We start from the raw sequence: 6,124 nt of genomic DNA on the forward strand, positions 1-6,124 counted from the left end.
TGTTCTTGCTTCCCGCCCTGCCCCGTGCCTTGGCCCTGCCCCCTTACGAGGCCATGGCGGCGGCGGCGATCACCGCCTGGGTGCGGTTCTTGACGCCCAGCGACTTGAAGATCGCCGTGACGTGAATCTTCACCGTGCCTTCGGACAGGCCGAGTTCGTAGGCGATCTGCTTGTTCGACTTGCCCGCCCGCAGGCAATCCAGAACCTCCCGCTGGCGCTGGGTCAGGCCATAGGCGCTGCGGTCCGCGCCGTCCAGGCGTCCGCGGCGCGGCGCGGCGTCGGAGGCCGCCGTCGCGGCGGTGAGCGCGCCGGGGGGCACATAGATGCCGCCGGAAAAGACGAGGTTCAGCGCGCCCATCATCACCTTGACGCTGCTGGACTTCGGGATATAGCCGGTGGCCCCGTGGTCGAGCGCGCCGCGGATGTCGTTCAGCGCCTCGGAGGCGGAGATCACCACCACCGGAACGCCCGGCTGCAGGCTCTGCACCTCACGCAGCCCATCGAAACCCGGCCAGTTCGGCATGTGCAGGTCCATCAGCACCACGTCGAACCCGCCGCCCACTCGGCATTGCTGGAGCACCTCGTCGAAAGTGCCCGCCTCGACAAAAATCGCGTCGCCGTGAAGCTGCTCCAGAAGACGGCGCAAGCCTTCACGAAAAAGGAGATGGTCGTCACCGATCAGTATTTTCATGGCCCCGTCCGCCTTCGCTTTTTCCCGTTGCTTCGGATCGGCCCTCCCGGACCAACCGGGCCACCCCGATGGCGATCCAATTACCCTTTCGCCCCGTGGCTTGGAGAACTGCTACCACATTCGGAAGAGAGCCAATATCCGGACAAGGGCCATAGGTCATTTGCGGCTTGGAGCGGACCTCCGATACAGCGAAGGCTGACTGAACAAACCGGGAACTATGACTTAGTTACTATGCCCTCACACGAAAGAAAGGGTCGGCGTGATTTTTTCCATGATTGGTTGTTTTGAATGCGAACGTCACGACGCCGCCCCCCTTAAGACATCCGACGCGCGCAAAGGGCTGATGCCAATGATCGATATGCGTGAAAACCTATCCCATCGGCGCAACACGTTGTACGGATGGCCAGTCCTTTTTCCGCGCGAATGCGCCACCTTGCGGCACGTACCTGTACTGGCCTTTCAGCGCAGTCCGTCACAAAAGAGTTATCGCTTGGAGCGATCTAATCACCATTCAGATGCGCTTGACGATCTTGAGTGATCGTCTATCGTTTGATTTACGTGTTACACGCCTAATTTATAAACTGTTTGTCACAGTGTCAAGTTTTTTTCCAGGTTTGATGGATATATGCCTGAAATTCGATGCAGTCTTTAAACGAAATCTCTTAAGCGAAGACACAGAGCGCCGACGGATAGAGAGCACAAGACAAGCCTAAAACACAGGCGGCGATAATGCCCGACAAGGGCCTGCCGTGGATGCCTCCTCCAAACAGAGCTGACCCATGCAAATGAACCATGAGTACGCCCAAGAGAAAGCATCGCACTCGACCCGCAACGCGGTGACCCCAATGCACGTCTGCCTGATTCTCGACAACAATTCCCTGACCGACACCGTGGTGCAGGCGCTCGACCGGGCCGGTCGCCATCGTGTGACCGTCTTCCACGACATATCGGAACTGACGCAGAGCACGCTGACGCCCGATGCGATCTTGATCGGCCTTCAGCAGTTCACCGCGCTGCGCGAGAACGAACCGATGGTGTATCTGCGGCTGTCACGCCGGTCGCGGATCGTCGTGGTGCTGTCGTCGCGGGAGTTGCTGGACGCCGCACACATCCTGGCCTTCGCCGATGCGTGGGTGTTCGAGGACATCAACGTGGACCGCATTAACGAACTGCTGGATCTGGGGCTGGAGGGGCACTGTCTGATGCCCAAGCAGTTCTTGTCCCGGCTGGGCGTCGATGAGATCCGGCTGACGCTGCTGCCAAGGCTGTCGGAACCGGAGTTCGAGACCCTGCGCCTGCTTGGCCAGGGGCTGAACAACCGGACGATCGCCAACCAGCTCGATCTGTCCGAGGCGGTCATCAAGTCGATGGTGCGCAGCGTCCTGTCCAAGCTGCACTTCCGCAACAGAACGGAAGCCGGCGTCTTCGCCGCGCGACAGCAGGGCGCGTTGCAGTCCGCCCGGGAAGGCATGGTGCCGCCGCACATGCACGCGGCCCCGGCCCACCGGACCGGCACGTCCTGACGCTTCGTCGGACTCGTTTCAACCCGATCAACCGAAAGAATCCCGGCCACCGTGCCGGGATATTTTCTGCCTGAGCAATGGCTTCCGCCCGGATGCCGCCCATCGGAACGCAATCCGGCGGCCTGCGGTACCGCCCTGCGGCCGCGCATGGAAAAAACGCCGGACCCGCCAGCCACCCGAAATGGGGATGACAGGCCGGCCCGGCGCCTGCACCGGTGGGGTTGATCGCGGGAGTGCGGTTACTGGTGAGCCGCCGCCGCGGTCACCGCTCCTGCCCCTGCCAACTCCCCGCCAATGCCGTTGTTCAGCGCCCAGATGGCCGCCTGGGTGCGGTTGGAGGCGTTGATCTTGCGCAGCAGGCTCTTCAAATGGACCTTCACCGTCGCCTCGGTGATGTTCAGGTGGTTGGCGATCATCTTGTTGCTGTCGCCGTTCAGCAGGCAGCGCAGGATCTGCACCTCCCGCTGGGACAGGCCCTTGCGCGACACCGGCATGTCGGTGCCATTCCCGTTCACCCGGCCGGAGATCAACAGAGCGGCGAGGTGGGTCGGAAACACCTTCTCGCCCATCATCACGAGGCGCAACGACTGCGCCAGCGCATCGGACGACAGATCCTTCATCAGATAGCCGTCGGCTCCGGCCTCCAGCGCGTTGGCGAGACGGCGGGTGCACAGGTCGCTGGTCAGGATGACCATGCGCGCGTCGGGAAGCTGCGCGCGCAGGCGCCGCATGCCGTCGGCCTCCTCCTCGCCCCCGTTCACCAGATCGAGCAGGATGAGCTGCGGACGCAGGCCATTCTCCACGGAGTTCAGCGCCTCGCGCAGGTTCCCCGCCTCGGCGGCAATCTGAAAGGGTGAAGCTTCGAGAAGCCTCTTAAGGCCTTCGCGGAACAGCTTGTTGGAGTCGATCAGAAAAGCACGCACTGGTTCCATTGGTCAGCTCCCGCGATTTTTGGAAAATTGCTCTGACTCCCTGGGCAATCTTGTAGGCTACCAATCACCCGAGGTTTCCCCACCCGTGCCCCACCGATGGCATTGACGTGCCGATATTTTGGATGACCTTACCCCTGTGTCGTGCAATACGGTACCACTCTGTGGGATTAAAAGAAGAACGCATTAGGCATATGCGCAAAGCTACTTTTAATCATGGATTACTGCGTATCTTTTAAAGTAATCGACATCCCCAATCGAATGGGTAACTTCCAGTTTTTCTACCCCTTTCTTGCAAGCGGGCGCACGCTTTGGATGCGGGAAAGGGACGCCCGATTCATGAGGGTTGCCGAAAGTTCCCGACCCCAAACGGACAGGAGGCACTCATGCCGAAGAAGCGCATCCGCCCCTTGCCCTGCACGTCCTATGATCGCCGCAGCCACCCCACCGTAGGTTATAGCACCATGCGGGGGGAGCGGTTCCAACGACGGCGGTGCATGGTTCGATGTGGACAATGATCGGCGGCGCAGCCGTCGGCTACCTGTTGCTTCTGGCGCGAAGCGCCTGGAAGCAAGGGGAGATGCGCCAGTTCCTGCGCAGCCTCGCCATCGTGTCCGTCCTGTGCGGACTGGTCGCCGGCGCGGTCTTTTTGGCGATTTGGCTCGATTCGCGCTGAGCGGCGGAAGGCAACCCGTCGGAGAGGACGAAGCCGGAACGCACGAAGGCCCCTCCCCGCCTGTCAGCGGAAAGGGGCCTCCCCGGACCGGTCTGCCGTGGATGGACGGTCAGATCTGGCCGCGCTCGTGGGCCTGCCGCATCAGCACATACTGGCGCATCATCTGATTGCGGAAGCGGTAGCGGGTCCAGCCCGGCTCGACCACCGGAGCCAGCACGCCGCCATACTCCTCCCGGCAGAGGCGTTCCAGAATGCCGAGCGCCTCCTTCGTCGGCGGCGAACCGCCCGGTCCGGCCAGTTCCTTCGGATCGAAGGTTCCGTAGGCGTCCGCCGGGCACAAGGCGCAGGCCAGCAGCACATCCTCCAGCTCGGCGCGGCGTTCGGCGGCCAGCGCGCGGGCGTAGGAGTCCACGATGCCGCGCTCCGCCTCCTGGAGGCAGCGCGTGACGGCGTAGGCGAGATCGTCGCGCTCCACCACCGTCGAACCGCGGCTGACCGCGCTGCGGGCGGCGTGCAGGCCAAGAAGCTGGGCGTAGTAAGGCAGACCCCGGACGAACTCGCAGATGCGGTCCACGGCGTCCGGAGCGAAGGCGATGCCGGCGTTCTCCGCCCCCGCGTTGATGAGACGCCCGATTTCCACGTCGGTCATCAGCGGCAGATGCACCGGCACCAGAGACCGCTGGATCGACGGGTGCTTGCCGAGGAGCTGGTCCAGGTTCTCCGCGACACCGACCACCAGCAGCGTCACCGGGATCGAGCTGTCGGTCAGGTTCTTGAACAGCTCCGCCAGCTTGTTGCGGAAGTCCTCGTCGGTGACCCGGTCGTACTCGTCGAGGATCAGCAGCACATGGGTGGCGTGGATGCCGCCCAGCACCTCATTCAGCTCCGTCACGCTGAATCCGCCCTCGGGCAGAAGCTCGTTGAAGCTGGTGAAGCTGCGGCGCGACGCGAAGGGGTTGTCGATCCCCGATCGGTAATAGGTCGACGGGATCTTCTTCAGGAAATGACGGAAGATGTCTTCGAAGCTCAACTCCGCGCTACAGGTCAGCTTCAGCGAGAGGTAGCCGGCCTGACCGGCGATCTTCTCGATGGCGTTGGCGACGGATGTCTTGCCGCGCCCCCGGTCGCCGAACAGGATGACGTGCGCCCGCTCCTCCTCGATGGCGGAGATGATGCGCTTCAGCGTGTCGGTCCGGCCGATGAACAGCGAGTTCAGTTGCTGCTTGGGCCGCGTCGGCGTGAAGGCCTCGCGCAGCAGTCCGTTCAGTTCGGGGGTGAGCCCCTTCAGCATCGCCGGCGCGCCGACCGCCCCCGGCCCGCGCAGTCCGCCGTTCACGGTCATCGTGAAGCGCGGAAGCTCCGTGTCGGCGGACGTCTGGCCGCGCTGAGCGCCCATTCCTCCGGCAAGCGGGCTGTTCAGCGGATCGTGCCGCAACCCTGACGGGCCGCGCATCGTCTCGCCAAGCCCCCCACCGAGACCGCCGCCCTCTGGACCGCCGACCGGCCGCAGATGCGGCGCCGGACGGCCCGTGAGCGGGCTCTGGGATTGCATCGGCGGATGGCCGTGAGCCGCATTGCCCGGGGTGGAGCCAGGCCCGGCCGCTCCACCACCCGTGATGCCGCCACCGATGGACATCCGGTCATCCGCATCGGCGGTCGCCCGCCGCTTCCGAAAGAAGTTTCGCATCCGTCCCGATCCCAGAATTCCGCGTTGTCGTCACCAGCCGGCCTTGGCCGGTGGCCTGATCGTCGCGCCTCCCGCCCCGGCCCGGCTGGATGTGCCCGGCGGGAGCGGCGAACGCATTCCCGATGTAAGCGATGCATCGCCAACGGCTGCCTGGGATTTCGGATTATCATCCAGAGGAGGTCCAACCCATATGGCGACTCCTTTCGGGAGGGGTGGAACGTCAAAAACCGGCGGCGTGGCCCAGCAGAGCCCAAACGAACAGGGTGCCGAACAGGGCCGTCAGTCCGGCAAATTCGCGCAGAAAAACCAGGATCGACATGGCAGTCTTCCTTCATCGGTTGGCGGCGCAGCGCCAAGCGGCGTTGTGAGGCTCGGTCACGGCTCCGATGGAAAAAACATATCGGAACAAAACCAGAACAGCAAGCCTTATGTCCCACATTTGTTCCGTTCGGGGACGTTGGCCACAATGCCGGGCACGATGAAGTCCGTCGCATTGCACGCTGTGGCTGGCGCCCCCGCACCACCGGAACCATATGGTCTTGTGGTGAGCGGTTGATGTAAGGAGAAGGTTCGCGGCCGAAGCGTTCCGCCCGCAAGGAGGAACCCCCGACACCGGAC

At 63.3% G+C, this 6,124-nt stretch carries 5 protein-coding genes; 2 read left to right on the top strand and 3 right to left on the bottom strand.

From position 1 onward, the window contains the following. Positions 1-43 precede the first annotated feature (43 nt). The gene (locus GBZ26_RS25860) at positions 44-691 is read right to left on the bottom strand and encodes a response regulator transcription factor (RefSeq protein ID WP_114856818.1); all 648 of its coding nucleotides are present in this window, start codon (positions 689-691) and stop codon (positions 44-46) included. 845 nt (positions 692-1,536) lie between these two features. Between GBZ26_RS25860 and GBZ26_RS25865 the strand changes: the two genes are divergently transcribed. Beyond that, positions 1,537-2,214 carry a response regulator transcription factor gene (locus GBZ26_RS25865; RefSeq protein ID WP_035674675.1) on the top strand — a complete coding sequence of 226 codons (678 nt, stop codon included), beginning with the start codon at positions 1,537-1,539 and terminating at the stop codon, positions 2,212-2,214. Between the two features lie 239 nt (positions 2,215-2,453). Here GBZ26_RS25865 and GBZ26_RS25870 read toward each other — a convergent pair whose 3' ends face one another. Beyond that, entirely contained in the window at positions 2,454-3,146 is a 693-nt protein-coding gene (locus GBZ26_RS25870; RefSeq protein WP_174441296.1) for a LuxR C-terminal-related transcriptional regulator, read from the bottom strand. A gap of 511 nt (positions 3,147-3,657) precedes the next feature. Between GBZ26_RS25870 and GBZ26_RS25875 the strand changes: the two genes are divergently transcribed. Further along, positions 3,658-3,819 carry a hypothetical protein gene (locus GBZ26_RS25875; protein ID WP_174441295.1) on the top strand — a complete coding sequence of 54 codons (162 nt, stop codon included), beginning with the start codon at positions 3,658-3,660 and terminating at the stop codon, positions 3,817-3,819. Positions 3,820-3,928: 109 nt separating this feature from the next. Here GBZ26_RS25875 and GBZ26_RS25880 read toward each other — a convergent pair whose 3' ends face one another. Next, on the bottom strand, positions 3,929-5,371 hold the full coding sequence (locus GBZ26_RS25880) for an ATP-binding protein (RefSeq protein ID WP_246653604.1): 1,443 nt from the start codon (positions 5,369-5,371) through the stop codon (positions 3,929-3,931). Positions 5,372-6,124 lie beyond the last annotated feature (753 nt).

Source organism: Azospirillum formosense (assembly GCF_013340925.1).
Taxonomy (GTDB): domain Bacteria; phylum Pseudomonadota; class Alphaproteobacteria; order Azospirillales; family Azospirillaceae; genus Azospirillum; species Azospirillum formosense.